Annotated in this window: 1 rRNA gene (cut by a window edge); it reads left to right on the top strand. The window is 50.2% G+C overall.

The annotated features are described in order from the left end of the window. Positions 1-51: 51 nt before the first annotated feature. Positions 52-1,302, top strand: a 23S ribosomal RNA gene (locus NC797_RS17995) (its annotated part continues 1,472 nt past the right edge of the window); the annotation flags it as partial.

The raw sequence follows: 1,302 nt of genomic DNA, 5'->3' as shown, positions 1-1,302 counted from the left end.
GAATGACAAGACATCAATGAACATTGAAACAAACTTTTTCACAAGCAATATAGTTAAGTGAAGAAGGGCGCACGGTGGATGCCTTGGCACTAGGAGCCGAAGAAGGACGGGACAAACACCGATATGTCTCGGGGAGCCGTAAGTAGGCATCGATCCGGGAATTTCCGAATGGGGAAACCCACTGCTCGTAATGGAGTAGTATCCTTACCTGAATTCATAGGGTAAGGGAGGCAGACCCGGGGAACTGAAACATCTCAGTACCCGGAGGAAGAGAAAGCAAATGCGATTTCCCAAGTAGCGGCGAGCGAAACGGAAACAGCCCAAACCAGAAAGCTTGCTTTCTGGGGTTGTAGGACACTCCAATGGAGTTACAAAGAAACCATGTAGATGAATTGATCTGGAACGATCAGCCAAAGAAGGTAAGAGCCCTGTAATCGAAAGATGGTTTCCTCCGGAGTGGATCCTGAGTACGGCGGAACACGTGAAATTCCGTCGGAATCCGGGAGGACCATCTCCCAAGGCTAAATACTTCCTAGTGACCGATAGTGAACCAGTACCGTGAGGGAAAGGTGAAAAGCACCCCGGAAGGGGAGTGAAAGAGATCCTGAAACCGTGTGCCTACAAGTAGTCGAAGCCCGTTAATGGGTAACGGCGTACCTTTTGTAGAATGGACCGGCGAGTTACGATCTCCTGCAAGGTTAAGTTGTATAGACGGAGCCGCAGCGAAAGCGAGTCTTAAATAGGGCGAAGTAGTAGGGGGTCGTAGACCCGAAACCGTGTGATCTACCCATGTCCAGGGTGAAGGTCAGGTAACACTGACTGGAGGCCCGAACCCACGCGTGTTGAAAAACGCGGGGATGAGGTGTGGGTAGGGGTGAAATGCCAATCGAACACGGAAATAGCTGGTTCTCTCCGAAATAGCTTTAGGGCTAGCCTCAAGCGATGTGTACTGGAGGTAGAGCACTGATTGAACTAGGGGCCCTCACCGGGTTACCGAATTCAGTCAAACTCCGAATGCCAGCTATGCAAGCTTGGGAGTCAGACTATGGGTGATAAGGTTCATAGTCGAAAGGGAAACAGCCCAGACCGCCAGCTAAGGTCCCAAAGTATACGTTAAGTGGAAAAGGATGTGGAGTTGCTTAGACAACCAGGATGTTGGCTTAGAAGCAGCCATCATTTAAAGAGTGCGTAATAGCTCACTGGTCGAGTGACTCCGCGCCGAAAATATACCGGGGCTAAACGTATCACCGAAGCTGCGGATTGTTCTTACGAACAATGGTAGGAGAGCGTTCTAAGTGCTGT

This window comes from Terrihalobacillus insolitus (assembly GCF_028416575.1).
Classification (GTDB): Bacteria; Bacillota; Bacilli; order Bacillales; family Amphibacillaceae; genus Terrihalobacillus; species Terrihalobacillus insolitus.
The sequence above is the reverse complement of the archived record's forward strand: the minus strand, read 5'-3'. Positions and strand labels throughout refer to the sequence as shown.